Below are 217 nucleotides of genomic sequence, written 5' to 3' on the forward strand. Positions count from 1 at the left end.
CATTATAATACAGACAAAGGCAGAACCTCAAAATAGGCTCTGCCCAAAGTAACTAATGACATATCTTATATCAGTTTATTCACTTTACACAAAACTTGAAACGGTCTCTTTGACCCCATTCAGACCGCGGCCACGCAACCACTGGAAGAAACTGACCCAACTAGCTTTGTCTTCTTTCATGCCCTCGGCTGCGCCAAGAACCTCGCGATAGCCGTCC

1 pseudogene is annotated in these 217 nt (G+C 45.6%); it reads right to left on the reverse strand.

Annotated elements, in window-relative coordinates:
- Positions 1-108 precede the first annotated feature (108 nt).
- Positions 109-217 (reverse strand): annotated as a pseudogene (locus H9X84_RS12965) (transposase); the annotation flags it as partial.

The organism is Anaerotignum lactatifermentans (assembly GCF_016902535.1).
Lineage (GTDB): Bacteria > Bacillota > Clostridia > Lachnospirales > Anaerotignaceae > Anaerotignum > Anaerotignum lactatifermentans_A.